The organism is Burkholderia sp. RF4-BP95 (assembly GCF_001521985.1).
Taxonomy (GTDB): Bacteria; Pseudomonadota; Gammaproteobacteria; order Burkholderiales; family Burkholderiaceae; genus Burkholderia; species Burkholderia diffusa.
In genome coordinates, this window is record NZ_LOSX01000024.1 from 164673 (window position 1) to 189939 (window position 25267).

Sequence of the window (25267 nt, forward strand, 5' to 3'; positions counted from 1 at the left end):
AAGGCGGAACATATTAGAAGCCGACTGTGCCGCGAGCCTTTGCCTCGGATCGACTGAATGTCGACGATGGCGAATGCACGGGAGCGGCACGAATGATTCGCGCGCTTTTTTGCAAAATGGGAATGCAAGGAAAAGACAGGGGGCAACGAAGCCGCCCAATGGCTGAACGCCCCCATGCGTCCGGTGCGCGCCGAGCCGGGCAACCCCGACCCGGCGCTCCGGGCAGCCGACCTCGCTTCGGCAGCGCGGCGGACCTTCTCTCTTTTCTTCACTGCGTATGTTTTCTCTCAGGTTCCGGGGCAATTTTTTCTTCGCCGCGTCGGGCCATTATCCGCCCAATCCGGCCGAAGTGAAACGTTTGCGCATGCTCTACGCCGCTTATACCCGCCATTCGGACACATTCCTTCAAATCGCTTACGCATCGTGCGATCGCATTCGGCAAATCTTGCAATCGGTTCGGCGTTCCTTTTAAATGGAACTGGTTCCATTCCGCGTTTCGGCCAGCCGTCGCGTGACGCCACGTGACGCCACTTCGTCCGCGCGTCATGATGCCGATTCAGGATCGAGGATCGTTCAGCTCAGGATTCCGCATCGCCCGTCCTTCCCGGACACCCCGTCAAACGAGACCGTCATGCCCGATTCCGCCTCCCTGCAGCAGCTGTTTCCCGCCTATCAAGACATCCCCGCCGAGTTTCGGCTCGCCGCGCCGATCCACCAGCGCGTGTCGCTGGTCGACGGCGCGTTGCGCCCGTGGGACGGCGCGACCAAGACCGTGCTGTCGCCCGTGTGCGTGCGCCAGCCGGACGGCAGCGTCGCGCAGATGGAGATCGGCAGCTATCCGGTGATGGGCGAGACGGAAAGCGATGCGGCGCTCGACGCCGCGGTGCGCGCGTACGACTCGGGCCGCGGCGAGTGGCCGACGATGAAGGTCGAGCAGCGCATCGCGTGCATGCAGGACTTCATCAAGCGGATGGTCGCGCAGCGCGAGCTGGTCGTGAACCTGATCATGTGGGAGATCGGCAAGAGCCTCGCCGATTCGCAGAAGGAGTTCGACCGCACCGTCACGTACATGACGCAGACGATCGACGCGCTGAAGGAACTCGACAACGCGAACTCGCGCTTCGTGATCGCGGAAGGCACGATCGGCCAGATCCGCCGCACGCCGCTCGGCGTCGTGCTGTGCATGGGGCCGTACAACTATCCGCTGAACGAGACCTTCGCGACACTGATCCCCGCGCTGCTGATGGGCAACACCGTGGTGTTCAAGCCGCCGCAGTACGGCACGCTGCTGTTCGAGCCGCTGCTCGAGGCGTTCCGCGACGCGTTCCCGAAAGGCGTGATCAACACGATCTACGCGCCGGGCGCGGTGGTCGTGCCGCACATGCTCGCGTCGGGCAAGATCAACGTGCTCGCGCTGATCGGCTCGAGCAAGGTCGCCGATCACCTGAAGAAGCAGCATCCGAAGTCGCACCGCCTGCGCGCGATCCTCGGCCTCGATGCGAAGAACGCGGCGATCGTGCTGCCCGACGCCGATCTCGATCTCACCGTGAAGGAATGCCTGCTCGGCGCGCTGTCGTTCAACGGCCAGCGCTGTACCGCGCTGAAGATGCTGCTCGTGCATCGCTCGATCGTCGACGAATTCCTGAAGCGCTTCACCGCCGCGCTCGAACAGCTGAAGATCGGCATGCCGTGGGAGAAAGGCGTCAGCATCACGCCGCTGCCGGGCATGCATCGCACCGCGTACATGACCGACGCGATCGACGACGCGAAGGCCAGGGGCGCGCAGGTCGTCAACCACTCGGGCGGCGAATTCAGCAAGACGCTGTTCTACCCGGCCGTCGTGTATCCGGTGTCCGAAGGGATGAAGCTGTATCGCGAGGAACAGTTCGGCCCGATCATTCCGGTCGCGCCGTTCGACGACGTGGAAACCGCGCTCGACTACGTGACGACGTCGGAGCACGGCCAGCAGGTCAGCATCTTCGGTTCCGATCCGGCGCAGATCGGCGCGCTCGTCGATCCGCTCGTGAACCAGGTGTGCCGCGTGAACATCAACTGCCAGTGCCAGCGCGGGCCGGACGTGTTCCCGTTCGCGGGGCGCAAGGATTCGGCGGAAGGCACGCTGTCGGTGACCGACGCGCTGCGCGCGTTCTCGATCCGCTCGATGGTCGCGGCGAAGCAGACCGACGGCAGCAAGCAACTGCTCGATTCGATCGTGTCGGATCACTACTCGAAGTTCGTCAACACCGGCTTCATTTTCTGAAGCGCCGAAGCCGATCCGCCGCGTGTTCGCGCGGCGGATCGCTCGTCTGGTTGCACGCGTGCGGGCTGTCCGCTCACACGTTTCACACGTTTCACACGTTCGACGCCAGCAACCGGATCCCCGCCACGCCGAACACCACGGCGAGACACGCTTCCATCGCGCGGCGGCCGCGCACGTACAGCCGGCGTGCGCCGTCCGTCGAGAACACCAGCGCATAGCCGCCGAACACCAGGCATCCGATCGCGATGCAGCCCGGCACGACCGCGCCGTGCGACGCGCCCGCGCCGTTCGACGACAACGCGACGATCGACACCCATACCAGGATCGCTTTCGGATTCGTCAGATGCAGCATCGCGCCGCGCACGTAGAAGCGCGACAGCTTCCGGTCTGCCGTCGCCTTCGGCGTGGCGGCCGCCTTGGCCGACCACGCGGTGCGGCCCGACTTGAACGCGAGCCAGAGCAGGTACACGCCGCCGAACAGCTTGATCGCGACCAGCAGCTGCGACCAAGCGAGCAACGCGGCCGACACGCCCAGCGCGGCCACCGTCGCCCAGAACATCGAGCCCGAGATGACGCCGAGCGCGAACGCGAGCGCCGCCTTGCGGCCGTGGTTCGCGGCGACCGACATGATCGCGAGATTGCTCGGGCCGGGGCTGGCCGTACCGACGAAATAGGCCGTGTAGGCCAGCAGCAGATTGGCCGAGAAGAAGGCGTGGACGCTCATGTCGAACCTCGCGGAGATGATGCGGTGATTGTTCGCAAACACGGCGCGGCTGCCCATGGACAGTTCTCCGGTTATTCGCTGGGCCAGTTGGGCGGCGCGCGCGACACAGGTTGCGCACGCATCCGGCATGCGGCGAACGAGACGTCTCGGATATGAAACATCCGGCGCATGCGTCGCGAGCGTTCGTCGTGAGGCAGGTGACGCCGAGGCTCGCCGCGCGAGACCGTCCCGACCTCGGGCCGACGCCCGGAGCGGCACCGGCACACGCGCGACACGACGTTCCCCCGATTCGTCGACGAAACACACGGCCCGTTTCGGCCCGGCGTTACGTTACATCGATGAAGCATTTCATTCGTCCGGCCCCTGCCGCGCTGCCGCTCGCGATCGCGCACGGCGTATGGACGCCCTTCTCGATTTTTCGTGAAAGCCAGTATCGGCGGGACGCGATGACTGCTGCCGGACCCCGCGTCAACATTGCTCAACACTTCGATCGCGGGGCTGGTACGGAACCTGCATTCCCATCGGATGACAATCGCGCCGCCGCTCGGCGCGGACATGAACCCGGATCGGGGCCTCCATCGGACACGCCCGAACGATCCACGCAAGTGATGAGGCTCTTCATGGATGCGCTGCCCAACTCATCCGATACGTCGTTCCAGATCTTTCTCGCGAAACTGCTCGAACAGCCGCAGCCCGAATGGACGGAAAAACAGCAGATGGAACTCGAGATGGCACGCACGCTGTCGACCCAGATGGTCAACTACGCGGAAGGCATGCGCGGCGGCAACGCGGATCTCGCGCGCTGCCTCGTGCTGTTGCGCTACGCGAAGGTCCTCGACTTCATGCTGACGTCGCTCGCCGCGCACCGCGACATTCATCCGCAGACACTGCGCACGCTGTTCCGGCTCGCGAACCTGAAGGTCGACGATGCGTATCCGGTGTGAGCGGGCGTCGGGCAGCCCGACGCCGCGCCTTCGCGGCTAGCGCGCCGCCCGCCCCGCCATCCACTTGCGGTAACGCCGCGTCTGGCACTGCGCGGCGAGTTGCTGCGACACCAGCGCGCGCAGCGGCGACACGCCCGGGTGCGTGCGCCGCCCGACACTCAACCGCGCGAGCTGGAACTTCACGACGGCCATGTTCGCCAGCGCACCCAGCGCCTTGTTCCTCCAGCGGATCGGCTGCAGCGCCGGCGCGCTGTCCTTGCCGGCCTGCCAGTCGCGCGGCAGGTTCGGCTCGATCGACAGCGCGGTCGCGATGCCGACCATCGCCACGCCGCTGGCGACCACCTGCTCGGCCACCGCGCGGCGCCGGATCCCGCCCGTGACCATCAGCGGCATGGCCGCGACGGCCGTGATGTCCCGCGCGAATTCGAGGAAGTACGCTTCGCGGGCCAGCGTGCGCCCGTCGCGCGCCTCGCCCTGCATCGCCGGCACTTCGTAGCTGCCGCCCGACAACTCGACGAGGTCGACGCCGAGCGGATTCAGCAGTTCGACGACGCGCTTCGCATCGTCCGCGCTGAAGCCGCCGCGCTGAAAGTCGGCCGAATTCAGCTTGACCGACACGACGAACGCCGGCGACACCGTCGCGCGCACCTCGCGCACGATGTCGAGCAGCAGCCGCGCGCGATGCTCGATGCTGCCGCCCCACGCGTCCTGCCGGCGGTTCGTCAGCGGCGACAGGAACTGGCTCAGCAGATAACCGTGCGCCGCGTGGATCTGCACGCCGGTGAAGCCGCTCTGCTCGGCGAGCTGCGCGGTGCGCACGAAGCGCCGCCGCACGTCGACGATGTCGGCTTCCGTCATCTCCTTCGGCACCGGGAACTGCTTCGACAGCGCGCCGAGCGCGAGCGGCACGGCCGACGGTGCGAGCGTCGTCTGGCCGAGCGCCGCCTGCATCTGGCGCCCCGGGTGGTTGATCTGCATCCACGCGTGCGCGCCGCCGGAGCGCGCGACCTGCGCCCAGCGCCGGAAGCGGTCGAGATGCACGTCGCTGTCGAGCACGACACCGTTCGGCCCCGTCATCGCGCGGCCGTCCACCATCACGTTGCCGGTCAGGATCAGGCCCGCCCGGCCGTCTGCCCACGCCTGATACAGGCGCAGCAACGCGTCGGACGGCGCGTGGTCCGCATCGGCCATGTTCTCTTCCATCGCGGCCTTGGCGAGCCGGTTCGGGATCACCGCGCCATTGGGCAGCGTGAGGGGCGCAAACAGGTTCATGGTGGACATCCTCGATTGACGATGCCCAACCATAACTTTAAAGTCAGCTTCAAGGTCAAGCCCCCTCCGGAGCACAACGATGAAGATCGGCGAGTTGGCGCGAACCAGCGGCATCGCGGCGTCGCGCATCCGCTTCTACGAAGCGAGCGGCCTGCTCGAGCCGGCGCGCCGGCAGGCGAACGGTTATCGGGAATACGGGCCGGAAGCGCTGACGCGGCTCGCGATCATCGACCGCGCGCAGCGCGCGGGCTTCGCGCTCGACGAGATCCGCGCGGTGCTGCCGCCCGATCTCGGCGCGTGGCCGCGCGACGAACTGCTGCAGGCGTTGCGGCACAAGGTCGACGAAATCGCGCTGCTCGAACAGCGGCTCGCGCAGAACCGGCGCAACCTGCAGGCGCTGATCGACGAGATCGAGAACAAGCCCGCCGGCGAGGATTGCGCGGGCGCCGCGCAACGCATGCTCGACAAGCTGTGCAAGGAAGCGGCGGAGTCGGAATCGGCGCCGGCCGCTGTGCCGCGCCCGCGGCCGATCCGCAAGCGCGCGTGAGTGCGGCGCGCGCGCGATGTCCGTGACGTGCGGCGCGCAGTCGCGCACGGCCACATGAAGATGCTTACGTCGCAGGTAATCGACGCGCGCCGCCCGCGCTCCGATCATGGCTTCACCGATCGACGCCACGGAGCCTGCCATGACCGCCTACGCCATCGCCCACCTGCACGACGTTGAAATGTGCGACGACATCGTCGAATACCTCGAACGCATCGACGGCACGCTCGCGCCGTTCGACGGTCATTTCGTGATTCACGGCGCGCGGCCCGACGTGCGCGAAGGCGTGTGGCGCGGCGACCTGATCGCGATTGCGTTTCCCGATCTCGATACGGCGCGCACGTGGTACGAATCGGACGCGTACCGGCGGATCCAGCCGCTGCGCGCGCGACACGCGAGCGGCCCGTTGATCCTGATCGACGGCGTGGACGAACGGCACAAGGCGACGGACATCCTGCGCTGATCCGCGACGCCGGCGTCGCCCGCGATGCCTACTTCGCGTTGCGCTCCATCGGCTCGCCGACGACGAAACCGCCGCCCTGGTAGCGCTGCGCGGGATCGTCGTACTCGGCGGTCGGCGCCGTCACCGGGAACAGCCCGGCGAACTGCTCGGAGCTGTCCTGCGGCCGATAGCCGAGGAAGCCGGTCTTCGTGTTGTCCCACCATTTCACCGGGTTGTCCGACACGCCGTAGACGATCGCGTGCCCGACGCGGTTCGTCAGCAGCGAGCAGCGCACGAGCTCGATGAAGTCGCGATAGCTGAGGAACGTCACCAGCATGCGCGGATTCTTCGGCGCCTCGAACGACGAGCCGATCCGCAGGCACACCGTCTCGATCCCGAAGCGGTCGAAGTAGTAGCGCGACAGCGACTCGCCGAAGCACTTCGTCACGCCATACAGGCTGTCCGGACGCTGCGGCGAATCGGCGTCGAGCACTTCCGTGACCGGATGAAAACCGATCGCATGGTTCGAGCTCGCGAACACGACGCGCTTCACGCCGTGTTTGCGCGCGGCTTCGTACAGGTTGTACGTGCCGCTGATGTTCGCATCGACGAGATCGTCGAACGGCGCGTCGACCGAAATGCCACCGAGGTGGACGATCGCGTCGACGCCGTCGACGAGCGCCATCACCGCCGGCCGGTCCGCCAGATCGACGACCCGGATTTCTTCATGCGGGGCCGCGTCGTCGAGCGCGGCGATGTCGCTCACGCGCACGACGTCGGCCCAGTTCGCCAGCGCGCCGCGCACCTGACGGCCAAGGTTGCCGGCCGCGCCGGTCAGCAGCAGGCGCCCGAACGGCTTGCGTGCGCCGGTGGATGTGGCGTTCATCGAATCTCCTTGAATCTGTTCTGAAGTGTCCTGGACGTCGCCCGAAACCGGGCTGAACCGGAAAACGTTTTCCAACTATACGCGGGACAAAAGCCGACCGTCAATGGTCGAATCCGCTCGCAGTCATCCGCACTTTCCCGATATCGGTCGGCGGCCGGACGCCGGCTTTTTCTGCCACAATCCGGTGCAATCGAACGAAAACGTTACCCTTCCGATGAAAAAAGTTTCCCCGACGATCCGCGACGTGGCGGCGGAAGCCGGTGTGTCGGTCGCGACGGTATCCAAGTACGTGAACGGCACGCAGCGCTTTTCGCCGACCGTCGAAGCGCGGCTCAAGGAAGCGATCGAGCGGCTCGGCTACCGTTCGAACCCGCTCGCGCGCTCGATGATCACCGGGCGCACGCGCACCATCGGCCTCGTGATCCTCGACATCAGCAACCCGCACTTCACGAACGTCGTCAAGGGCGCGAACCGCGTCGCGCTTCAGCACGACTACACGCTGCTGCTCGTCGATACCGAAGAGAACCAGGCGCGCGAACGCTCGCTGATCGAGGCGCTCGCGCAACGCGTCGACGGGCTGATCGTCAGCACGCGGATGCCCGACGACCAGGCCGGCTGGATGCTCGACCTGCACAAGCCGCTCGTGCTGCTGCGTCGCAGCCCCGGCCTGCCGATTCCGAGCGTCGGCATCGACAACCGGCTCGCCACCTACATGCTCGCGCGTCACCTGCTCAATCTCGGCCATACGCGCATCGCGTACCTCGGTTTCGGCACCGCGCGCGTGAACGACGAACGGATCCAGGGCGCGCGCGACTGTCTCGCCGAAGCGGGGCTCACGCTCGATGTGCACGACGCGCATGCGCCGACCGCCGAAGCCGGCGAGCGCGCGTGCTCGCGCGTGATGCTCGGGCCGCACCGCCCGCAGGCCGTGATCTGCTACAACGACCTGATCGCGCTCGGCTTCATGAAGGAAGCCGCGTCGCTCGGGTTCCGGCTGCCGCAGGACGTGTCCGTCGCCGGCGTCGACAACGTGCCGTACGGCGCATACGCGGCGCCCGCGTTGACCACCATCGACATCCAGAGCGAGAACATGGGCGAACTCGCGATGCAGAAGCTGATCGACGCGCTCGCCGGGCGCACCGACGCGAGCTATTCGACGTTCGAGCCGCGGCTGATCATGCGTGCGTCGACGGCCGCGGCCGGTTGAAGCGCGCGGGCGCGTCCGCCGCCTGCCGCCTCTTCGTCGTCACGTCGCCTCCGTCCATCGCAAATGAAAACGCGCCGCCTCCGGGGCGGCGCGTTCGTTTTCCGGCATGCGATCAAGCGTCGAGCTTCGCGGGCTTCATCTTCGGCGTGAGCATGTGCATGACCGCCAGCGCGAGCAGATAGGCCAGCGCGCCGATCGCGAACAGCACCCAGTAATGGCCCGTGCGTTGCAGCACCTGGCCGATCACTTCCGAGAACAGCACGCCGCCGATCGAACCGGCCATCCCGCCGATGCCGACCACCGACGCGACCGCGCGGCGCGGGAACAGGTCGGACGCCGTCGTGAACAGGTTCGCCGACCAGCCCTGGTGCGCGGCGGCCGCGAGGCCGACGATCAGCACCGCGATCCACAGGCTCTGCACCTGCGACACGAACGCGATCGGCAGCACGCAGCAGGCGCAGATCAGCATCGCCGTCTTGCGCGCGCCGTTCACGCTCCAGCCCGCGCGCAACAGCATCGACGACAGCCAGCCGCCGCCGATGCTGCCGACCGTCGTCAGCGCATAGATGCACACGAGCGGCAGGCCGATATGCTGCATGTCCATCCCGCGCGACTCGTTGAGCCACTTCGGCAGCCAGAACAGGTAGAACCACCACACCGGGTCGGTCAGGAACTTGCCGATCAGGAACGCCCACGTCTCGCGCTTGCGGATCAGTTCGCCCCAGCGCGGCGCGCCGGCATCCGCGTTCGCCGCGTCGAGCGCTTCGGCTTCGTCGCGCGGCTCGTCGTATTCGGCGGCGAGCGCGCGCGTGTCGGCCGTGCGATACATCACCAGCCAGACCGCGAGCCACACGATGCCGATCGCGCCGACGATCACGAACGCCGCGCGCCATCCGTAGGCCACCGCGATCGCCGGGATGATCGCCGGCGCGAACACCGCGCCGATGTTCGCGCCCGAGTTGAAGATGCCGGTGGCGAGCGCGCGCTCGCGACGCGGAAACCATTCGGCCGTCGTCTTGATCGCGGCCGGGAAGTTGCCGCCCTCGCCGATCCCGAGCAGCGCACGCACGGCCGCGAAGCCCATCACGGAGCCGACCGCCGCATGCAGCATCGCCGCGATGCTCCACACCAGCATCGCGACCGCATACGAGATGCGCGTGCCGAGCCAGTCGACGATGCGCCCGAAGCCGAGCAGGCCGATCGCGTAGAACGCGGAAAACGCCATCACGATGCGGCCGTACTGCACCTGGCTCCAGCCGATGTCGTGCTGGAGCATCGGCGCGAGCAGGCCGAGGATCTGTCGATCCATGTAGTTGATAACGGTCGCGAAGAACAGCAGCGCACAGACGGTCCAGCGGTAGCGGCTGGCGGCCGCGCGCACCGCGCCGACGACGGCAGATTGCATGAGTGTCTCCGATGCGCGGCCGCGCCCGTCGCGCCGCTGGATTGTGTCTGTCCGTGACCGGCGACGGGCGCCGGGGCGGACGGCGGCCCGCCCCCTTGCGGGGCACGGCCGCTCGTCCGTCGAGTTCTGGAAAACGTTTTTCAAAGAATAGGGCTTGGCCCGGTGCCGTGTCAGTCGGGGATTTCGATGAGTCATCTCAAATCCGGCCGCGCAAAAAGAGATGACTGTTCCGCAGAGTGGCATTAACCGTTTTTTCGGGACTTTCCTGCGTTCGAAACGGGGGCATGACGCGAGCCGGCGCGTCGAGACACATGTCCGATTCCAGCCAGAATCGTCGGCGCGGATGGTTTACAGTCGTCTCATGCACCTCGATCCGGACACCTGCTACGACGCCCTGCTTTCGCGGAACCGCCGCTTCGACGGCTGGTTCTTCGTCGGTGTGTCGACGACGGGCGTGTATTGCCGCCCCGTTTGCCCGGTGAAGCCGCCGAAGGCGCGGAACTGCAGCTATTACCCGACCGCCGCCGCCGCGGAGAAAGCCGGCTTTCGGCCGTGCATGCGGTGCCGGCCCGAGCTCGCGCCGGGCCACGGGCTGCTCGACCTGTCCGGCAATCTCGCCGACGCGGGCGCGTCTCTGATCGAAGACGGTTTCCTGAACGAACACTCCGTCGACGCGCTCGCGCGGCGCGTCGGCGTGACCGAGCGCCATCTGCGCCGAATCTTCGCCACGCAATTCGGCGTGTCGCCGGTCGAATTCGCGCAGACGCACCGGCTGCTGATGGCCAAGCGCCTCCTGACCGATACCGCGCTGCCGGTGGCCGTGGTTGCGTCGACCGCCGGGTTCGGCAGCGTGCGACGCTTCAACGATCTGTTCCGCCAGCGCTACGGCCTCAATCCGCTGCGCCTGCGCAAGGGCGCCGGCACATCCGCCGATGGCGACATGACCTTCCCGCTACCGTACCGGCCGCCGTTCGCATGGCCCGAGTTGATGCGCTTTCTCGCGCAACGGCAGATCGACGGCGTCGAGCGCATCGATGCGCACGGCTATGCGCGTGTCGTCGCGCTGCCGAACGGGCACAGCAACGCTCAGGTGACGGGCTGGCTGTCCGTCACGCACGTGCCGCAGAGGTTCGCGCTCGCGGTGACGGTGTCGCCCGCGCTGACGCCCGTCGTCCCGGCCGTGCTCGCGCGCGTGCGGCGGCTGTTCGATCTCGACAGCCGCCCGGACGTGATCGACGCGCATCTGGGCGAACTCGCGGACGGCTCGCCCGGCCTGCGCGTGCCCGGCGCGTTCGACGGGCTCGAGATCGCGATGCGTGCGATCGCGGGCGAACGATTGGCGCAGACACAGGCAGGCGCGGTGCTGGCGCGCGTGGCCGAGCGCTTCGGCACGCCGGTGGACCACGCGCCGCCGGGGCTCACGCATGCGCTGCCTTCCGCCGCGACGCTGGCGACGGTGCCGCCGGCAGCGCTCGAAGCCATCGGCGTGACACGTGATGCGGCGCGGGCGATCGTGTCGCTGGCGCGTGCAGTCGCCGACGGCACGCTCGCGCTCGAACCGATGGCGCCGCTCGACGCGACGCTCGATGCGTTGCGCGCGCTGCCCGGCTTCGACGAACGCGCGGTGCAGTATGTCGCGATGCGTGCGATGGCGTGGCCGAACGCGTTCCCCGCGGACGACGCGTGGCTTGCACCGCGCGCCGCCGCCGCCGAGCGGCCGCGCAGCATTGCATCATCCGCGCCGCATGCGTCGCGCTGGGCGCCGTGGCGCGCATATGCCGCACTGCATGTGTGGCGCCTTCATGGAGACGCTTCGCGATGACTCCCGCTCATCTGATTCCGAGCCCGCTGGGCGACATCGCCATCCGTATCGAGGACGATGCCCTGACGGGCCTCTTCTTCGTCGGCCAGAAATACTATCCGTCGCTGGCGGTCGCACCGGATGCGGATGCACGCAACGCGTCGCCGCTCGCGCGCAAGGTTGCCGAGGAAGTCGCGGAATATTTCACCGGCACGCGCGAAACCTTCTCGGTGCCGATTCATCTGCGCGGCACCGCGTTTCAGCGCAGCGTGTGGAAGGAATTGCTCGCGATTCCGTTCGGCGAACTCGTGTCGTACGGCGACATCACCGAACGCGTCGGGCTGCCGATGAGTGCCGCGCGCGCCGTCGGCGGCGCGGTCGGCCGCAATCCCGTGTCGATCATGGTGCCGTGCCATCGCGTGATCGGCGCTTCCGGCAGCCTGACCGGGTATGCGGGCGGCATCGAACGGAAACGCGCGTTGCTGTCGCTCGAAGGCGCCGGGCTCGCGCGCGGCGAGCGCCATCCGAGGCAGCAGACGTTCGCGTTCTGACATCGCGCATGCACCGTTCGACGTGTGTCGTGCGGTCTAGTCGTCGCCGCGCTTGCGCATCGCGTGCGTGACCCGCGCGTTCGCTTCGAACTTCGCGCGATGCGTCGAGAAGAACGTCCGCACGTTGCGGACGTTCGATGCGCCGGTGAACAGCCGCCGCGCAAACGCGTCGTATTCGGCGACGTCGGCCAGATCGGCCACCACCACGAAATCCGGCCCCGGCGACACGCGGTAGCACTGCGTGACCGCCGGCTCCGCGCACACGTAAGCTTCGAACGCGTCGTAGTCTTCCGCCGTCTGCCGGTCGAGGCTGATCTCGATCAAGGCCGTGACGGCCGTGCCGATCGCGACCGGGTCGAGCACCGCAACCTGGCGGCGAATCACGCCCGCTTCCGTCAGCCGCCGCACGCGGCGCATGCACGTCGGCGGCGACGACAGCGCGCGCTCGGCGAGTTGCAGGTTCGACACCGATGCGTCGTCCTGCAGGATCGCGAGAATGCGCAGGTCGAGATCGTCGAGCGTGATGCCGGCCATCGGCGGCTCCTTCCGGTCAAGGTTGTGAAATTTAATTTCAACACGATATCAGATCCATTGTCTGTTTCAATTTTGGTCGTATTTTGAAATTTAATTCCATTCAACCGCTTCTACCATCGCTGTCACGGGTCCAGACAGGACATTTACGGAGCGCGATATGTGTGGAATTGTCGGGGCGGTTGCCCAGCGGGACATCCTGCCGAACCTCGTCGACGGGCTGAAGCGGCTCGAATACCGCGGCTACGACTCGTGCGGCGTCGTGGTCTATCGCGACCGTGCGCTGGCGCGGGCGCGCAGTGTCGACCGCGTCGCCAACCTGCAGCGCGAGATCGCCGCGCACGCGCTGTCCGGCTACACCGGCATCGCGCATACGCGCTGGGCAACGCATGGCGCGCCCGTCACGCTCAACGCGCACCCGCACTTCTCGCCGAGCGACGACAACGCGCGCATCGCGCTGTCGCACAACGGGATCATCGAGAACTGCGATCAACTGCGCGCGGAATTGCAGGCGCACGGTTACGTGTTCGCGAGCCAGACCGACAGCGAAGCGATCGCGCATCTGATCGACCACCTGTATGACGGCGACCTGTTCGACGCGGTGCGCCGCGCGGTCGCGCGGCTGCGCGGCAGCTATGCGATCGCGGTGATGTGCCGCGACGAACCGCACCGGATCGTCGGCGCGCGCGACGGGATGCCGCTCGTCGTCGGTGTCGGCGATGGCGAGAATTTCCTGGCGTCGGATGCGATCGCGTTGTCGGGCATCACCGATCGCATCGCCTACCTCGAGAATGGCGACGTCGCCGATATTCAGCTGCACCGCTACTGGATCGTCGATGCGGCCGGACAGCGCGTCGAGCGCGCGGTGCAGCGCGTGGCCGCGCACAGCGGCGCGGCGGACCTCGGCGCGTATCGCTACTACATGCAGAAGGAAATCTTCGAGCAGCCGCAGGCGGTAGCCGATACGTTGCTCGATGTCGGATCGATCATGCCCGAGCTGTTCGGCGACGGCGCGTGGCGCGTGTTCAACGATGTCGATTCGGTGTTGCTGCTCGCGTGCGGCGGCAGTTATCACGCGGCGCTGACCGCGAAATACTGGATCGAGAGCATCGCGAAGCTGCCGGCGAGCGTCGAGATCGCGAGCGAGTTTCGCTATCGCGACAGCGTCCCGAATCCGCGCACGCTGGTCGTCGCGGTGTCGCAGAGCGGCGAGACGGCCGACGTGCTCGGCGCCGTGCATGTCGCGAAGCAGCGCGGGATGACGCATACGCTCGCGATCTGCAACGTCGCGACGAGCGCGCTGATGCGCGAATGCGCGCTGCAGTTCGTCACGCGTGCGGGAATCGAGATCGGCGTGGCTTCGACGAAGGCTTTCACGACGCAGCTCGTGGCGTTGTTCTTGCTGACTTTGTCACTGGCGCAGGTGCGCGGGCGGTTGAGCGATGACGACGAGAAGGCGCATCTGCGTGCGCTGCGGCATCTGCCCGATGCGATGTCGAAGGTGCTCGCGCTGGAGCCGCAGATCATGGGCTGGTCGGAGCTGCTCGCGCGACGCGACAACATGCTGTTTCTCGGACGCGGGATGCATTATCCGATCGCGCTCGAAGGCGCGCTGAAGATGAAGGAGATTTCGTATATCCACGCGGAGGCTTATCCTGCCGGGGAGTTGAAGCATGGGCCGCTGGCGTTGGTCAGTAATGAAATGCCGGTGATCGCGGTGGCGCCGAATGACGTGTTGCTCGAAAAGCTCAGGTCGAACATGCACGAGGTCAGTGCGCGGAACGGCAGGCTTTTCGTGTTCGCCGATGTCGATTGCGGGTTGGTGCCGAGTGAAGGGATCGAGGTGATTCGGCTCAACGAGTACTACGGGCCGCTTTCGCCGATTCTGCATACGGTGCCGATGCAGTTGCTGGCTTATCACGCGGCGTTGGCAAGGGGAACGGATATCGATAAGCCGAGGAATCTTGCTAAATCGGTGACGGTGGAGTGAGGGTCCGGGCACCCCCGCATCCGATCGACATCACCGCCCCGCCCAAGAAAATCGCTACTTCGACAAACTCAGCTTCTTCGACAGCACGACCCCGCTCGACGGGCTCACCAGCGAGATGGATTGGAGATCCATGTGCAACCTGGAGATCCGGGTCGTAATGTCCGTCGGCTCCTCGATGCTCGGATCGGCATGCTCGGTTTGTTCGGTCAGGTAAGGCCGAACCAGGCGCCCCGACAAAACGAGCGCGAAGTCGCCATGCGCCTGGGCGTACACGGCAGGCGAAATCCGCATGCGGCTGCGAACCGTGCTCTTCTTCCCTTGCCCGGACTCGAGCTCGATGATGTCGACCTGCTGGATGTACCCTTTTGCCTTCGCTTCGGGTGCGATCACGAGCCCTCGCCCTCGGGGCCCCGTCGTGACCTTTCTGAGCAGGATGCGCGTCCGGTCGTCGCGCTCCGCGTCGAACAGGTCGACGTCCAGCGTCAACAGGTGCCGCTGCGACTGATACCTCAGCCCATACCGCACCGGCACCACGAATGTCACGTCACGATCGAGATTGATGGGCGCCAGGTCGGGATTCGGGCCGTGTCGGTCGGTCGCGTTGGAGACGAGGCCGCGAACCCGTGCAGTCAAGGAAGGTGCGGCGGCGCTGAAATGCTGCTTCTTCAGCGCATCCCGGATGGCAACCGGATCGTCGCCGACAATCGGCCGTACGTGCGACGTGTCTTGACCGACAGCGGGCGCGTTGCGCGTCGAGCCGTCGACAGACGCCGCCTGTGCATGCGCCGCCACTGGCGCCAGCATCACCGCCAAGGCGACGGCCCACGCGAATTTCGAGCGACCCAACTTGGATTTCCTGTGCGGCACGACGAACTCCTGATTTTCTGGCAGATCGGTCAACGACGAGCACTATAGGGCGGAATGACCGGCAACGCATCCACGGTGTGAAATGACCCATGGTGCGGTCGCCGATCGGGAGTCGGCCCCCTCATCCCCGACCATCCTCCCGCCGATATTCCGCCGGCGCCTTCCCCACCAGCTTCCGAAAATCGCGCGTGAAATGCGCCTGGTCGAAATACCCCAACGAATGAGCCAGTTCCGCGAGATCGACCGGCTCGCCGCCGGCGAGCTTGTCCGCGGCCTCATGCAGGCGATAACGGCAGATCACCCACTTCGGCGTCACGCCCACATGGTTGGAGAAGAGCTGCTGCAGCGTGCGCTCGCTCAACCCTGCGCGCTCGGCCAGATCGCGCACCTGCGTGAGCCCGAGGTCCTGCTGCAGCATCTGCAAGATGCCATGAATGCGCTCGACCTGCGGATCGGCCGGCGGCAGCACCCGCAACAGCAACGCCTCCGCGGCGGCCACCATCCCGGCATCATCCTCGGCGCCGAGCACGGCGTCTTCGGCTTCCGCATCGCCGCAATCAAGCAGCGTCGACACCGGCAGCACTTTGTCGGTCGACAAATGCACCGGCTTGCCGAAGAACGCCCGGAACGCCCCGGGCCGAAACCGCAAGCCGATCACCCTGCCGGCGCCGGCCAGCGTCGTCTCGAACGCCCCCGACACCACACCGAAGATCCCCGTCCGCCGCCGGTCGAACACCAGATTCACGCACGGATACGGCAGCGTGCGCTGCACGTACGGCGGCTGGTCGCGCAGATCCCATTCGACGATCCAGTGATGATCCAGCACCCCGGCCAGTTCGGCACAGGGGTAATAGCGATTCAGGCGGAAGCGCTGATTGAAGGCTTTCGGGCCGACGACGCCTTTGGGCGTCTCGGTCACGTTACGCAAGTCGGCCATGGTGACGAACCGTTGAGATGACCGCATGATGATGCACCGCCGCAGCGGATTTTTCCAAGACGAAGCCGCGCGGCCGTCCTACATTTCCATATTTGTCCCGAACGCATACCGGAGCCCGCGATGCCGCAAGACCGTCACCTGACCCTGTACCACTCCCCGCGCAGCCGATCGGCCGGCGCGCGGATGCTGCTCGAGGAACTGAGCGCCGACTACGAACTGCACGCGTTCGACCTCTCCGCGGGCAAACATCACGAAGCCGAATATCTCCGACTCAACCCGATGGGCAAGGTGCCCGCGCTGCGTCACGGCGACGTGATCGTGACCGAGCAGCCCGCGGTCTACATGTACGCGGCGGAACTGTATCCGGAAGCCGGCCTGTCGCCGGCACCCGGCGATTCACTGCGCGGCCCGTACCTGCGCTGGATGACGTTCTATGGCTCATGCTTCGAGCCGGCCATCGTCGACCGCTCGATGAATCGTCCGCCCGCGGCCTATTCGACGTCGCCGTACGGCGACTTCGATGCCGTCATCAACGCGATCGATGCGCAACTGGCAAAGGGGCCCTGGCTGCTGGGCGAGCGCTTCACGGCCGCGGATGTGCTGTGGGGCTCCGCGTTGAACTGGACCACGATGTTCAAGCTCGTGCCCGAGACGCCGCGCATTCGCGCCTATATCGATCGCGTGCTGGCGCGCCCGGCCATCCAGCGCGCGCAGGCGGCAGATGCGGCACTCGCGGCGGAGCAGGACAAGGCCAAGGAAGCAGCGTCCGCCGCGAGGTAGTCCGGTGCGGGGGCGGACCTTGACGCAAGTTCCGCCCGGCGCCCCGTCAAAACATCGTATGCACCCCGACGCGCGCGACGGCCTGACTCGCCGAGCTCGACGCCCCGTTCGGATCGAGCACGCCGTTGATCTGCGCGTTCGCGCCGCTGTTCGCGCGTTGATAATCCGCGGACACGTAAACCATCGTCCGTTTCGACAACAGGTACTGAAACGCGACGCTGACCTGATGCGCATGGTTGTCGTTCACGGCTTCGTTGCCCTTCATGTACATGTACTTCGCGCCGAGAAAGACGTCCGGCCTGATGCACCACACGCCGCCTGCTTCGGCCATCCACACGCCTGCGTCGTTGAACGAATTGCGTACGGTCGTCAGCAGCGCCTTCGCGGTGACCGCGCCGAAGTCGTAGTGCATCCCGACGCCCCAGTTGCGCACACTGGTCGACGGCGTACCCGGCGCCGGACCATACTTCTCGTTCGTATAGGCCGCACCGATACCGAACGCCCCGACTTCGTAGTTCAGCCCGGCGCTCACGGTATTGTCCGCGCCGACGGAACCGGCCACGCCGCCGAACGCATACATCACGCCTCCGGAAAACCCGGCGATCGTCGGCGAGCTGTACTTGACCGCATTCGCGACCGGCTTGCTGCCTGCCGTGCGGTCCCAGTCGAATGCGCCGGTCGGATTGCCCGGCAGCGCGAGACGCTGGAACGGGCCATTCCTGAATCCGTACAGCCCCGTGAGGTCCATCGAGATCGCGTTCCCCTTCGCAAACAGGGAATCCACCATGAAGTCGTACTGATTTCCCAGCCTGATGCCGCCGAACCGGTCGCTCTCGATGCCCACGTATGCGTTGCGCCCGAAGATTCCGGTCCCGATGATGCTGCCGTTCGCCATCGAGAACTGGTTCACGAGCGCGAACGTCGCGTGATATCCGCCGCCGAGATCTTCCGTGCCGCGCAAGCCGAACAGGTTCGGCGTGAAGATGCCGTCGTCGAACTTGACGTTCTTTCCACCACCTTCGTTGCTGACATACGAGATGCCGCTGTCGATCAAACCGAACAGCGTCACGCTGCTCTGCGCGTGCGCACCCTGCGCGATGACAAGCATCGCGACTGCTCCAAACCTCAGTTTCATTGTGTCTCCGTCTTTTTTCTGTCAATGCGAACCGGCCGCCCGCTGTCTCGCGGGTCTCGCCCGATGCTTCGTGAAACAACGACTCCCCCGGCCCGGCTTCGCATACATCCGGGTCGGAAAAACTCGTATTTGATTAGCTTTACTGATTTAACAGAACGAATGAAATCCCGCTCATTCCCGATTTCATCCCGCGCAATGCGATTACCGCGCGTCCCGACTGCCGTTGGGCAATCCGACCTTCCGAATCAAGCGCCCCGACAAATCACCCACGCCGCCGAATCGACCTCGACAGCCACGGCTTCCAGCCCGGCACCCGAACACGGGCCGTCGATGCACACGCCATCGTCGAACCTGAACAGCGCGCTGTGATGCGCACACATCAGCACCTGGGACCGGTAGCAGGAAACGTTGCCCGGCACGAAATCGAGCGGAACCGAGAAATGCGGGCAACGATTCACATACGCCCACACCTGCTCCCCACGTCGCACGACGATGACGGGACGCCCGATACGCGCTTCGTCGACGACCCGCGCCCCACCGTCCGGCACATCGGAGAAGCGGCAGAGTTGCGCGGCACCCATGACTCACGCTCTCCGCTCGGGATTGCCGAGGCTCCAATCCCACGGTCGAACCTCCACCCGCGAAAACAGCCCCTCCTTCACGTACGGATCGTTGCCGACGAACTGCATCACCGCATCGATGTCGTCCGCCTCGACGACGAGCAGCGTGCCGTTCATCGCATCGCCCTGCGGATCGAGCGTCGGTCCGCCGAGCCGCACATACACACCGTGCTGCGCGGCGGAGCGCAGGTAGGTCCGATGCGTGGACCGCACGCGGTCGCGCACTTCGCGCATCCCGGGCTGGTCCGTCGCAAACACTGCAAAGAATCGCGCCATGTCGGTCAACTCCGATCGAGCACGAAGTCGTACGTCGCTTCGCGATATGCGCCCGTCAAACCGACGCGGCGCGCGAGTTCATCGCCCGCCGCACGCGGACGATAGGCCACCATCAGCGACGGCTTCACGCCGAAGACGGCATCCGACTTCAGATATGCATCCTCCTCGTCGAACAGATGCGTGACGAGCTTGCGATAGCCCGGCGCGTCGATCATGAAGTGCAGATGCGCGGGCCGCCACGGATGACGGCCGGTGGCGTCGAGCATCTTCCCGACCGGGCCGTCGGTCGGAATCGGGTAGCTGACCGGCAGGATCGTCGTGATCGCATAACGGCCTTCGGCGTTGGTCCGGTAGCGGCCGCGCAGATTGCCGTGCGGCTGCGCCTTGTCCTGCCCGGAATACATGCCGTTTTCCGCGGTCTGCCACACGTCGAGCACGGCGTCGCGTACCGGCGCGCCATCGGTGGCGAGCACGCGGCCATGCACGACGACGGGCGTGCCGGGCGTGAAGGCCATGTTCTCGCCATACGCGCGCTCGGGCATGCCTTCGATGTAGAACGGGCCGAATACGGTCGTTTCCGTCGCGCCGGTGGCGAAGCGATGGTTGATCGCGTCGACCAGCATCGACACGCCCAGCGTGTCCGACAGCAGGATGAATTCCTGGCGCACGACGTCGTCGCACATCTGCCCGGTTTCGGTCAGGAAGCGAATCGCGGCCATCCACTCGGCCTCGGTCAGCTCCGTCTCGCGGACGAACGCATGCAGATGCCGCACGAGGCTCTGCATCAGCACGCGCAAGCGCGGGTTCGGCGTATCGTCGAAGCTGGCGACGACCTGCTCGGTCAGCCGCGTGTCGCCGTCGTCATGAAGATCGTTCGTCACGTTCGTCTCCTGTGATGCGGCCGGCCGCTCAATGCGGCTCGCGCCCTTCCCACGCATGCTGAAGCAATTCGCGAATCGGCGCACGTTCGATCGGCCGCGGATTCGCATACGGATTCCGGCAGGCGAGGTCGGCGGCTTCGTCGAGGCCCGCTTCCGGCATCCCGATATCGGCAAGCGCCGGCGACAGGCCCAGTTGCCGATTCAACCGGAACAACAGCGGGCCGGCGTCGGCCGCCTCGGCGCCGCCCAGCGCACGCGCGACACGGCGCAGCGCGTCGGGCGCCGCGGCATGGTTGTAGTGCGCGGTATGCGGCAACATCGCGGCGTGCGTCTGCGCATGCGGCAGGTTGAAGGTGCCGCCGAGCGTATGACACAGCTTGTGGTGCAACGCCATGCCGACCGCGCCGAGGCACGTGCCGGCGAGCCATGCGCCATACAACGCGCGGCTGCGCATCTCACGATCGTCCGGATCACGAACGATCGCCGGCAGCGCCTCGCCGAGCGCACGAATCGACTCCTCGGCCATCAGGCTGATCACCGGGTTCGCATCTTCCGCGTAGAGCGCTTCGACCGCGTGCGCCATCGCATTGACGCCCGACGCCGCCGAAATCCCCGGCGGCAGCGACAGCGTCAGGGACGGGTCGTAGAGCACGGTTCGCGGCAGCACGCGCGCGTCGCGCCCGGTGCGCTTCAGCCGGCCTTCCGTGAGCCCGAAGATCGGCGTCATTTCCGAGCCCGCGTAAGTCGTCGGCACGGCGAGGATCGGCAGCGACGACTCGAGCGCGATCGCCTTGCCGAGCCCGATCGTCGAGCCGCCGCCGATCGCGATGCAGCAGTCCGCGCCCAGTTCGGCCGCCATCCCGCGCGCGGCACGCGCGACTTCGACCGGCACGTGCATCACGGCCTGCGCGCATACGCCGGCCGCGCGCGCACCGAGCACGCGCCTGACCCGTTCGGCGAGCGGCTGCTGTTCCGGCGTCGACAGAATCAGCGCCCGCTGCGCGCCGAGCGCGGACAGCTCGTCCGGCAGCCGTTCGAGCGCGCCCCATTCGAACACGACGCGCGACGGCGTTCCCTGATAGACGAAGCGCTCCATTTCAGCCTCAACGCTTGAAGTGCGGCGGCACCTTGCCGTCGACGTTGACCCACACCGAGCGCGCTTCCGTGTAGTCGTGCATCGCCTCGAAGCCCATCTCGCGGCCGTAGCCCGACTTGCCGATGCCGCCGAACGGGCTGCCCGGATTCACGCGCTTGTAGCAGTTGATCCAGCACATGCCCGCGTCGATCCGCGACGCCATCTTGTGCGCGCGGGACAGATCGTTGGTCCACAGGCCGCTGCCGAGCCCGTATTCGGTCGCGTTGGCGATCGACAGCGCTTCCTCGTCGCTGCCGAAGCGCAGCACGGTGACGAACGGGCCGAACACTTCCTCCTGCGCGACGCGATCGGCGGCGCTCTTCGCTTCGATGACGGTCGGGCGCACGTAGTAGCCGTCGGCGAGCGCGGCGTCCTGCGGCGCACTGCCGCCCGCGAGCACGCGGCCGCCCTGCTCGCACGCGACATCGACGAACGACAGCACGCGATCGAGGTGCTGCTTCGACGTCAGCGGGCCCATTTCGGTGTCCGGGTCCAGCGGGTTGCCGACGCGGATCGACGAAGCCAGCGACACGAAGCGCTCGAGGAATGCGTCGGCGATGCGTTCATGCAGCACGAGACGCGAACCCGCGATGCACGCCTGCCCCTGGTTGTGAAAGATCGCCCACGCGGCGCCGTTGATGGCGGCATCGAGGTTCGCATCGTCGAACACGATGTTCGCGCCCTTGCCGCCCAGTTCCAGCTGCACGCGCTTCAGGTTGCCCTGCGAGGCTGCGACGATCCGGCGGCCCGTCGCCGTCGAACCGGTGAACGCGATCTTCCCGACGCCGGGGTGTTCGGCAAGCCGCTGGCCTGCCGTGTGACCGTAGCCGGGGACGATATTGACGACGCCCGCGGGGAACCCGACCTCGGCCATCAGCTCGACGATGCGCAGCGTCGACAGCGGCGTGATCTCCGACGGCTTGAGCACGACCGTGTTGCCGGCCGCCAGCGCCGGGCCCATCTTCCAGCTCGTGAACATCAGCGGGAAATTCCACGGCACGATCTGGCCGACGACGCCGATCGGCGCGCGCTGCACATAGTTCAGGAAGCCGGTTTCGACGGGAATCACCGAGCCCTGCAGTTTGTCGGCCATGCCGCCGAAGTAGCGGAAGCATGCTGCCGTGCGCGGCACATCGAGCGCGCGCGAATCGCGAATCGGATGACCGGTGTCCAGCGATTCCAGTTGCGCGAGTTCCTCGGCGTTGGCTTCGATCGCGTCGGCAAGGCGCAGCAGCAACCGGCCGCGTTCCGCCGCCGCCATTGCCGACCACTTCGGGAACGCGCGGGTGGCGGCTTCGACGGCCAGGTCCACGTCCGCCGATGTGGCCGCGGCGATCTTCGCGATCAGCGAGCCGTCGTGCGGATTGAGCACGTCGATAGTGCCGCGCTCGACGGCATCGACGAAGCGCCCGTCGATGAAGAGTTGGGTTTGCATGAATCGTCCTCGATTTGTTGCTGAAGTGCTGCTCAGAACGCGATCGGATACGGCGCCAGCTCGCCGCTCTCGTATCGCTGCGGCAGGTCCGGCGTCGCGTTTTCCCAGACCAGCAGCATCGAGCGCTTGGTCGAGTAGCCCTGGTGCCGGATGTCGGCGGGCATCGCGCAGATGTCGCCGGCCCGCATCGTGATGCGCGCGCGCGGCGCGCCGGTGTTCTTGTCGCCGATGTCCCACACGATTTCGTCGGACAGTTGCAGGAACCATTCGACGCGGTCGTTGCCGTGAAACACCGGCAGGATGAATTCCTCGGTCGTCGGGCAGAACAGGCTGCGCCCGCACACGGACGTGACCGACGGATTCCACGTCACGTCCGAACGCGACAGGTACTTGAACAGGTTGAACGCGTGCAGTTCGCCTTCGAAGCCCGGCTTCACGTGCACCTCCGGCTCGTCCTGGCCGACATCGAGGAACGCGCGGTTGACCGGCAGCGCGTCGCGCAGCGGCGAGTCGCCTTCGAGGCCCGGCATGCGGCGCGTCGCGATGCGCGTGCGGTCGATCGCCGCGCCGTTCTCGCCGTGCTTGCGCCCGAACGCCGTGCCGGTTTCCTCGGGTGCGGCGAACGGATCGAAGCCTTCGTTGGTCCAGTCGTGCAGCATGGCCTTGAAGGTCGCCATGATCGTCGGCGTTTCGAACGTCTCGGTGTAGTCGACGCCGGCTTCCTTCAGGATTCCGTTGAACGTGCCCGCGTAGACGTCGACCTTGCCGTAGTGATTGCGCGTGCCGAACACGTGATCGAAGTTCACCCAGCCGTAGAAGAAGCCCCATGCGACGTCGCGCATCATCGCGCGCAGGAACGCGTCCGCGGGCATCGCATGCGTGCGCGTCCGGCCTTTCGCCGGCCAGCTGATTTTCACGAAGTATTCGTCGCGCTGGAACGCGAACTCGCCGAGCTGGAAGCGGCGGTAGCCGGTGACGGCATCGGCTTCCGTGGCCTGCACCAGATCGGCGGCGAAGCCCGCGGAAGGATCGAGGGTCTCGAGGGTGGCCATAACGTGTCTCCTGGAATATTTGAACGGGGCAGTCGAATGTGTCAGTGCAGGCAGATGTCGGCCCACTTCTCGACGGACAGCTCGCCGAGCACGGTCTGCACGAGCGCCACGCCCGGCTTGCCGGCGGCGAAGCGATACGCGCAGCCGGCTGGCAGCAGTGCCTGATGCCCCTTGCGCAGGACGACGTAGCCCATCTCGCGGCCCGCCGGCTGCGTGCCGGCGCTCACGGTGCCGCGGCCGGTGGTCGGCGGGTTGTCGAGCTTGATGAATTCGATGCGGACTTCGCCATCCATCTGGATCGCGAACTCGTCGTGCGCGCACGCGAACCATGGCGACTGGCCTTCGGTCCGCAGCACTTCGATCACGTATTCGAGGTTCTTGCCGGCGACGACCTTTTCGTAAGGCGCCGACTTCGATGCGATCTCGAAGACGTTCGAGAAGGCGTAATGTTTTGCGCTGCCGCTGGTGATTTCGATCTCGCCTTTGGTATGGCTGTCGAGCGAGCCAAAGACGGTGTGGAATGCCGTGTCGGTCATTGCTGTCTCCTGAGTTGAACCGCTTGTTGGATTCAACTCTAGAGGCAAGGGCGCCCCTCAACAAGGCAACGGACCGCGACTACGGCATTTGCGATTCGCGAATAATCGCTTCGTTCAGCGAACCCAGCCGCGCTCGAGCAGCGGACGGTCCCACGGCGACTCGTCGCCGATGTATTCGACGAGGAATTCGACCAGCGCCTTCACCTTCAACGCCTGTCGCTGCGTTGCGGGATAAACGGCGGCGAAGCTCAGCGGCGCGATCTGGAAATCGGTGAGGATGGGCACCAGCCGGCCCGCGACCAGCGCGTCGCTCGCAACCAGCGTGGGCAGGCACACGACACCGCCGCCCGTCAGCGCATACTCGCGCAGCAGGTGCACGGAGTTCGAGCGGATCATGCCGGGCAACTCCATTTCGACGACCTCGTCGCCGCGCGTCAGGGTCCACCGGTTGCGCGACGGATAGCCGGAATACAGCGCCGTGGTGTGCTGCAGCAATTCGCGGGGATGTTGTGGCGCACCATGCGCTTCGAGGTAGGCCGGCGCCGCGCAGAAGAGACGCCGCACCACGAACAGTCGCCGCTCGATCAGCGACTCGGATATCGGCGGGAAGATCTGGAACGCGATGTCGAACCCTTCTTCGACAGGGTCCACGACACGGTCATTGACGATGATGTCGAGCTGAATGCCCGGGTAGCGGCGATTGAACTCGGCGAGCGGCACGCCGAAGTGATCGAGCGCGAAACCGGGCAGCATCTGGATACGCAGCCGTCCGGTCGGCGTCGCGCGCAGTTCGCGCATCTGGTCGGTCAGCTCGTTGACGCGCCCGACCACCTCGGCGCATTCGCGGTAGAACGTCTCGCCCACTTCGGACAGGCGCACGTGGCGCGTGCTGCGATGGAACAGCGGCGCGTTGACGAACTTCTCCAGTTGCTGGATGCGGTTCGTCACGACCGAACTGGTGACCCCAAGCTGTCGCGCCGCTTCCGCGAAACTGCTCGCCTCCGCGACCCTGACGAACGCCTCGATGCTCAGAAACCGGTCCATGCTGCGCCCTTT

25 protein-coding genes are annotated in these 25267 nt (G+C 66.3%); 9 read left to right on the top strand and 16 right to left on the bottom strand.

The features are described 5' to 3' along the window. Window positions 1-631: 631 nt before the first annotated feature. Window positions 632-2260: an NADP-dependent glyceraldehyde-3-phosphate dehydrogenase gene (locus WS46_RS09975; protein WP_059690390.1), complete on the top strand. Its 1629-nt coding sequence runs from the start codon at window positions 632-634 to the stop codon at window positions 2258-2260. A 91-nt stretch (window positions 2261-2351) separates the two neighbouring features. Here WS46_RS09975 and WS46_RS09980 read toward each other — a convergent pair whose 3' ends face one another. Then, entirely contained in the window at window positions 2352-2984 is a 633-nt protein-coding gene (locus WS46_RS09980; RefSeq protein ID WP_059532440.1) for a LysE family translocator, read from the bottom strand. Window positions 2985-3604: 620 nt separating this feature from the next. Here WS46_RS09980 and WS46_RS09985 point away from each other — a divergent pair. Next, a complete protein-coding gene (locus WS46_RS09985) occupies window positions 3605-3928 on the top strand; it encodes a hypothetical protein (protein WP_059466123.1) in 324 nt (107 codons plus the stop codon). Window positions 3929-3964: 36 nt separating this feature from the next. Here the strand turns inward: WS46_RS09985 and WS46_RS09990 are convergent, their stop codons facing one another. After that, complete coding sequence (locus WS46_RS09990) at window positions 3965-5200, bottom strand: NADH:flavin oxidoreductase/NADH oxidase family protein (RefSeq protein ID WP_059690391.1); 1236 nt, start codon at window positions 5198-5200, stop codon at window positions 3965-3967. Window positions 5201-5279: 79 nt separating this feature from the next. Here WS46_RS09990 and WS46_RS09995 point away from each other — a divergent pair, with 79 nt between their 5' ends. Both WS46_RS09995 and WS46_RS10000 read left to right on the top strand, forming a co-directional pair. Next, the gene (locus WS46_RS09995) at window positions 5280-5747 is read left to right on the top strand and encodes a MerR family transcriptional regulator (protein ID WP_059690392.1); all 468 of its coding nucleotides are present in this window, start codon (window positions 5280-5282) and stop codon (window positions 5745-5747) included. 139 nt (window positions 5748-5886) lie between these two features. Beyond that, window positions 5887-6207 (top strand): DUF1330 domain-containing protein, encoded by a 321-nt coding sequence (locus tag WS46_RS10000; protein ID WP_059532307.1) that lies wholly within the window; start codon window positions 5887-5889, stop codon window positions 6205-6207. Between the two features lie 28 nt (window positions 6208-6235). On the opposite strand, the gene WS46_RS10005 is transcribed toward WS46_RS10000, so the two are convergent. After that, window positions 6236-7072: an NAD(P)-dependent oxidoreductase gene (locus WS46_RS10005; protein WP_059690393.1), complete on the bottom strand. Its 837-nt coding sequence runs from the start codon at window positions 7070-7072 to the stop codon at window positions 6236-6238. A 103-nt stretch (window positions 7073-7175) separates the two neighbouring features. Between WS46_RS10005 and WS46_RS10010 the strand changes: the two genes are divergently transcribed. Next, window positions 7176-8279, top strand: coding sequence for a LacI family DNA-binding transcriptional regulator (locus WS46_RS10010; protein ID WP_059690394.1), 1104 nt, complete (start codon window positions 7176-7178; stop codon window positions 8277-8279). A 112-nt stretch (window positions 8280-8391) separates the two neighbouring features. Here WS46_RS10010 and WS46_RS10015 read toward each other — a convergent pair whose 3' ends face one another. Beyond that, window positions 8392-9684, bottom strand: coding sequence for an MFS transporter (locus WS46_RS10015; RefSeq protein WP_059532316.1), 1293 nt, complete (start codon window positions 9682-9684; stop codon window positions 8392-8394). 343 nt (window positions 9685-10027) lie between these two features. Between WS46_RS10015 and WS46_RS10020 the strand changes: the two genes are divergently transcribed. Next, the gene (locus tag WS46_RS10020; protein ID WP_059690395.1) at window positions 10028-11506 is read left to right on the top strand and encodes a DNA-3-methyladenine glycosylase 2 family protein; all 1479 of its coding nucleotides are present in this window, start codon (window positions 10028-10030) and stop codon (window positions 11504-11506) included. Next, on the top strand, window positions 11503-12036 hold the full coding sequence (locus WS46_RS10025; protein WP_059690396.1) for a methylated-DNA--[protein]-cysteine S-methyltransferase: 534 nt from the start codon (window positions 11503-11505) through the stop codon (window positions 12034-12036). Before WS46_RS10020 ends, WS46_RS10025 begins: the two co-directional genes overlap by 4 nt. Window positions 12037-12072: 36 nt before the next feature. Here the strand turns inward: WS46_RS10025 and WS46_RS10030 are convergent, their stop codons facing one another. Then, entirely contained in the window at window positions 12073-12570 is a 498-nt protein-coding gene (locus WS46_RS10030; protein WP_059532325.1) for an Lrp/AsnC family transcriptional regulator, read from the bottom strand. Between the two features lie 157 nt (window positions 12571-12727). Between WS46_RS10030 and glmS the strand changes: the two genes are divergently transcribed. Next, entirely contained in the window at window positions 12728-14557 is a 1830-nt protein-coding gene (gene glmS / locus WS46_RS10035) for a glutamine--fructose-6-phosphate transaminase (isomerizing) (protein WP_059690397.1), read from the top strand. 54 nt (window positions 14558-14611) lie between these two features. On the opposite strand, the gene WS46_RS10040 is transcribed toward glmS, so the two are convergent. Next, window positions 14612-15424, bottom strand: coding sequence for a hypothetical protein (locus tag WS46_RS10040; protein WP_059690415.1), 813 nt, complete (start codon window positions 15422-15424; stop codon window positions 14612-14614). 121 nt (window positions 15425-15545) lie between these two features. Next, window positions 15546-16361: a helix-turn-helix domain-containing protein gene (locus WS46_RS10045; protein ID WP_059690398.1), complete on the bottom strand. Its 816-nt coding sequence runs from the start codon at window positions 16359-16361 to the stop codon at window positions 15546-15548. A 120-nt stretch (window positions 16362-16481) separates the two neighbouring features. On the opposite strand from WS46_RS10045, the gene WS46_RS10050 reads away from it, so the two are divergent. Further along, a complete protein-coding gene (locus tag WS46_RS10050; protein ID WP_059690399.1) occupies window positions 16482-17141 on the top strand; it encodes a glutathione S-transferase family protein in 660 nt (219 codons plus the stop codon). Window positions 17142-17187: 46 nt separating this feature from the next. Here WS46_RS10050 and WS46_RS10055 read toward each other — a convergent pair whose 3' ends face one another. The 9 genes from WS46_RS10055 to WS46_RS10095 all read right to left on the bottom strand — a co-directional run bounded on the left by WS46_RS10055 (window position 17188) and on the right by WS46_RS10095 (window position 25255). Continuing rightward, window positions 17188-18276: a porin gene (locus WS46_RS10055; RefSeq protein WP_059690400.1), complete on the bottom strand. Its 1089-nt coding sequence runs from the start codon at window positions 18274-18276 to the stop codon at window positions 17188-17190. A gap of 245 nt (window positions 18277-18521) precedes the next feature. Continuing rightward, window positions 18522-18857, bottom strand: a complete 336-nt coding sequence (locus tag WS46_RS10060; protein WP_059532341.1) for a Rieske 2Fe-2S domain-containing protein — start codon at window positions 18855-18857, stop codon at window positions 18522-18524. A gap of 3 nt (window positions 18858-18860) precedes the next feature. Next, a complete protein-coding gene (locus WS46_RS10065) occupies window positions 18861-19172 on the bottom strand; it encodes a YciI family protein (RefSeq protein WP_059448054.1) in 312 nt (103 codons plus the stop codon). Window positions 19173-19177: 5 nt separating this feature from the next. Continuing rightward, a complete protein-coding gene (locus tag WS46_RS10070; RefSeq protein WP_059690416.1) occupies window positions 19178-20053 on the bottom strand; it encodes an intradiol ring-cleavage dioxygenase in 876 nt (291 codons plus the stop codon). A 28-nt stretch (window positions 20054-20081) separates the two neighbouring features. Then, window positions 20082-21149, bottom strand: coding sequence for a maleylacetate reductase (locus tag WS46_RS10075; protein ID WP_059690401.1), 1068 nt, complete (start codon window positions 21147-21149; stop codon window positions 20082-20084). Window positions 21150-21156: 7 nt separating this feature from the next. After that, window positions 21157-22623 carry an aldehyde dehydrogenase family protein gene (locus WS46_RS10080; protein ID WP_059690402.1) on the bottom strand — a complete coding sequence of 489 codons (1467 nt, stop codon included), beginning with the start codon at window positions 22621-22623 and terminating at the stop codon, window positions 21157-21159. A gap of 32 nt (window positions 22624-22655) precedes the next feature. Then, entirely contained in the window at window positions 22656-23675 is a 1020-nt protein-coding gene (locus tag WS46_RS10085; protein ID WP_059690403.1) for a hypothetical protein, read from the bottom strand. A 41-nt stretch (window positions 23676-23716) separates the two neighbouring features. Then, window positions 23717-24211: a hypothetical protein gene (locus WS46_RS10090; RefSeq protein ID WP_059532355.1), complete on the bottom strand. Its 495-nt coding sequence runs from the start codon at window positions 24209-24211 to the stop codon at window positions 23717-23719. Window positions 24212-24325: 114 nt separating this feature from the next. Next, window positions 24326-25255 carry a LysR family transcriptional regulator gene (locus tag WS46_RS10095; protein ID WP_059532357.1) on the bottom strand — a complete coding sequence of 310 codons (930 nt, stop codon included), beginning with the start codon at window positions 25253-25255 and terminating at the stop codon, window positions 24326-24328. Window positions 25256-25267: the final 12 nt, after the last annotated feature.

Coding starts and splice junctions, on each gene's coding strand:
- WS46_RS09980 (WP_059532440.1), bottom strand. CDS start 2,984: ATGAGCGTCCACGCCTTCTTCTCGGCCAATCTGCTGCTGGCCTACACG.
- WS46_RS10060 (WP_059532341.1), bottom strand. CDS start 18,857: ATGGGTGCCGCGCAACTCTGCCGCTTCTCCGATGTGCCGGACGGTGGG.
- WS46_RS10005 (WP_059690393.1), bottom strand. CDS start 7,072: ATGAACGCCACATCCACCGGCGCACGCAAGCCGTTCGGGCGCCTGCTG.
- WS46_RS10095 (WP_059532357.1), bottom strand. CDS start 25,255: ATGGACCGGTTTCTGAGCATCGAGGCGTTCGTCAGGGTCGCGGAGGCG.
- WS46_RS10055 (WP_059690400.1), bottom strand. CDS start 18,276: ATGAAACTGAGGTTTGGAGCAGTCGCGATGCTTGTCATCGCGCAGGGT.
- WS46_RS09990 (WP_059690391.1), bottom strand. CDS start 5,200: ATGAACCTGTTTGCGCCCCTCACGCTGCCCAATGGCGCGGTGATCCCG.
- WS46_RS09985 (WP_059466123.1), top strand. CDS start 3,605: ATGGATGCGCTGCCCAACTCATCCGATACGTCGTTCCAGATCTTTCTC.
- WS46_RS10015 (WP_059532316.1), bottom strand. CDS start 9,684: ATGCAATCTGCCGTCGTCGGCGCGGTGCGCGCGGCCGCCAGCCGCTAC.
- WS46_RS09975 (WP_059690390.1), top strand. CDS start 632: ATGCCCGATTCCGCCTCCCTGCAGCAGCTGTTTCCCGCCTATCAAGAC.
- WS46_RS10030 (WP_059532325.1), bottom strand. CDS start 12,570: ATGGCCGGCATCACGCTCGACGATCTCGACCTGCGCATTCTCGCGATC.
- WS46_RS10020 (WP_059690395.1), top strand. CDS start 10,028: ATGGTTTACAGTCGTCTCATGCACCTCGATCCGGACACCTGCTACGAC.
- WS46_RS10045 (WP_059690398.1), bottom strand. CDS start 16,361: ATGGCCGACTTGCGTAACGTGACCGAGACGCCCAAAGGCGTCGTCGGC.
- WS46_RS10085 (WP_059690403.1), bottom strand. CDS start 23,675: ATGGCCACCCTCGAGACCCTCGATCCTTCCGCGGGCTTCGCCGCCGAT.
- WS46_RS09995 (WP_059690392.1), top strand. CDS start 5,280: ATGAAGATCGGCGAGTTGGCGCGAACCAGCGGCATCGCGGCGTCGCGC.
- glmS (WP_059690397.1), top strand. CDS start 12,728: ATGTGTGGAATTGTCGGGGCGGTTGCCCAGCGGGACATCCTGCCGAAC.
- WS46_RS10065 (WP_059448054.1), bottom strand. CDS start 19,172: ATGGCGCGATTCTTTGCAGTGTTTGCGACGGACCAGCCCGGGATGCGC.
- WS46_RS10075 (WP_059690401.1), bottom strand. CDS start 21,149: ATGGAGCGCTTCGTCTATCAGGGAACGCCGTCGCGCGTCGTGTTCGAA.
- WS46_RS10025 (WP_059690396.1), top strand. CDS start 11,503: ATGACTCCCGCTCATCTGATTCCGAGCCCGCTGGGCGACATCGCCATC.
- WS46_RS10050 (WP_059690399.1), top strand. CDS start 16,482: ATGCCGCAAGACCGTCACCTGACCCTGTACCACTCCCCGCGCAGCCGA.
- WS46_RS10000 (WP_059532307.1), top strand. CDS start 5,887: ATGACCGCCTACGCCATCGCCCACCTGCACGACGTTGAAATGTGCGAC.
- WS46_RS10090 (WP_059532355.1), bottom strand. CDS start 24,211: ATGACCGACACGGCATTCCACACCGTCTTTGGCTCGCTCGACAGCCAT.
- WS46_RS10010 (WP_059690394.1), top strand. CDS start 7,176: ATGGTCGAATCCGCTCGCAGTCATCCGCACTTTCCCGATATCGGTCGG.
- WS46_RS10080 (WP_059690402.1), bottom strand. CDS start 22,623: ATGCAAACCCAACTCTTCATCGACGGGCGCTTCGTCGATGCCGTCGAG.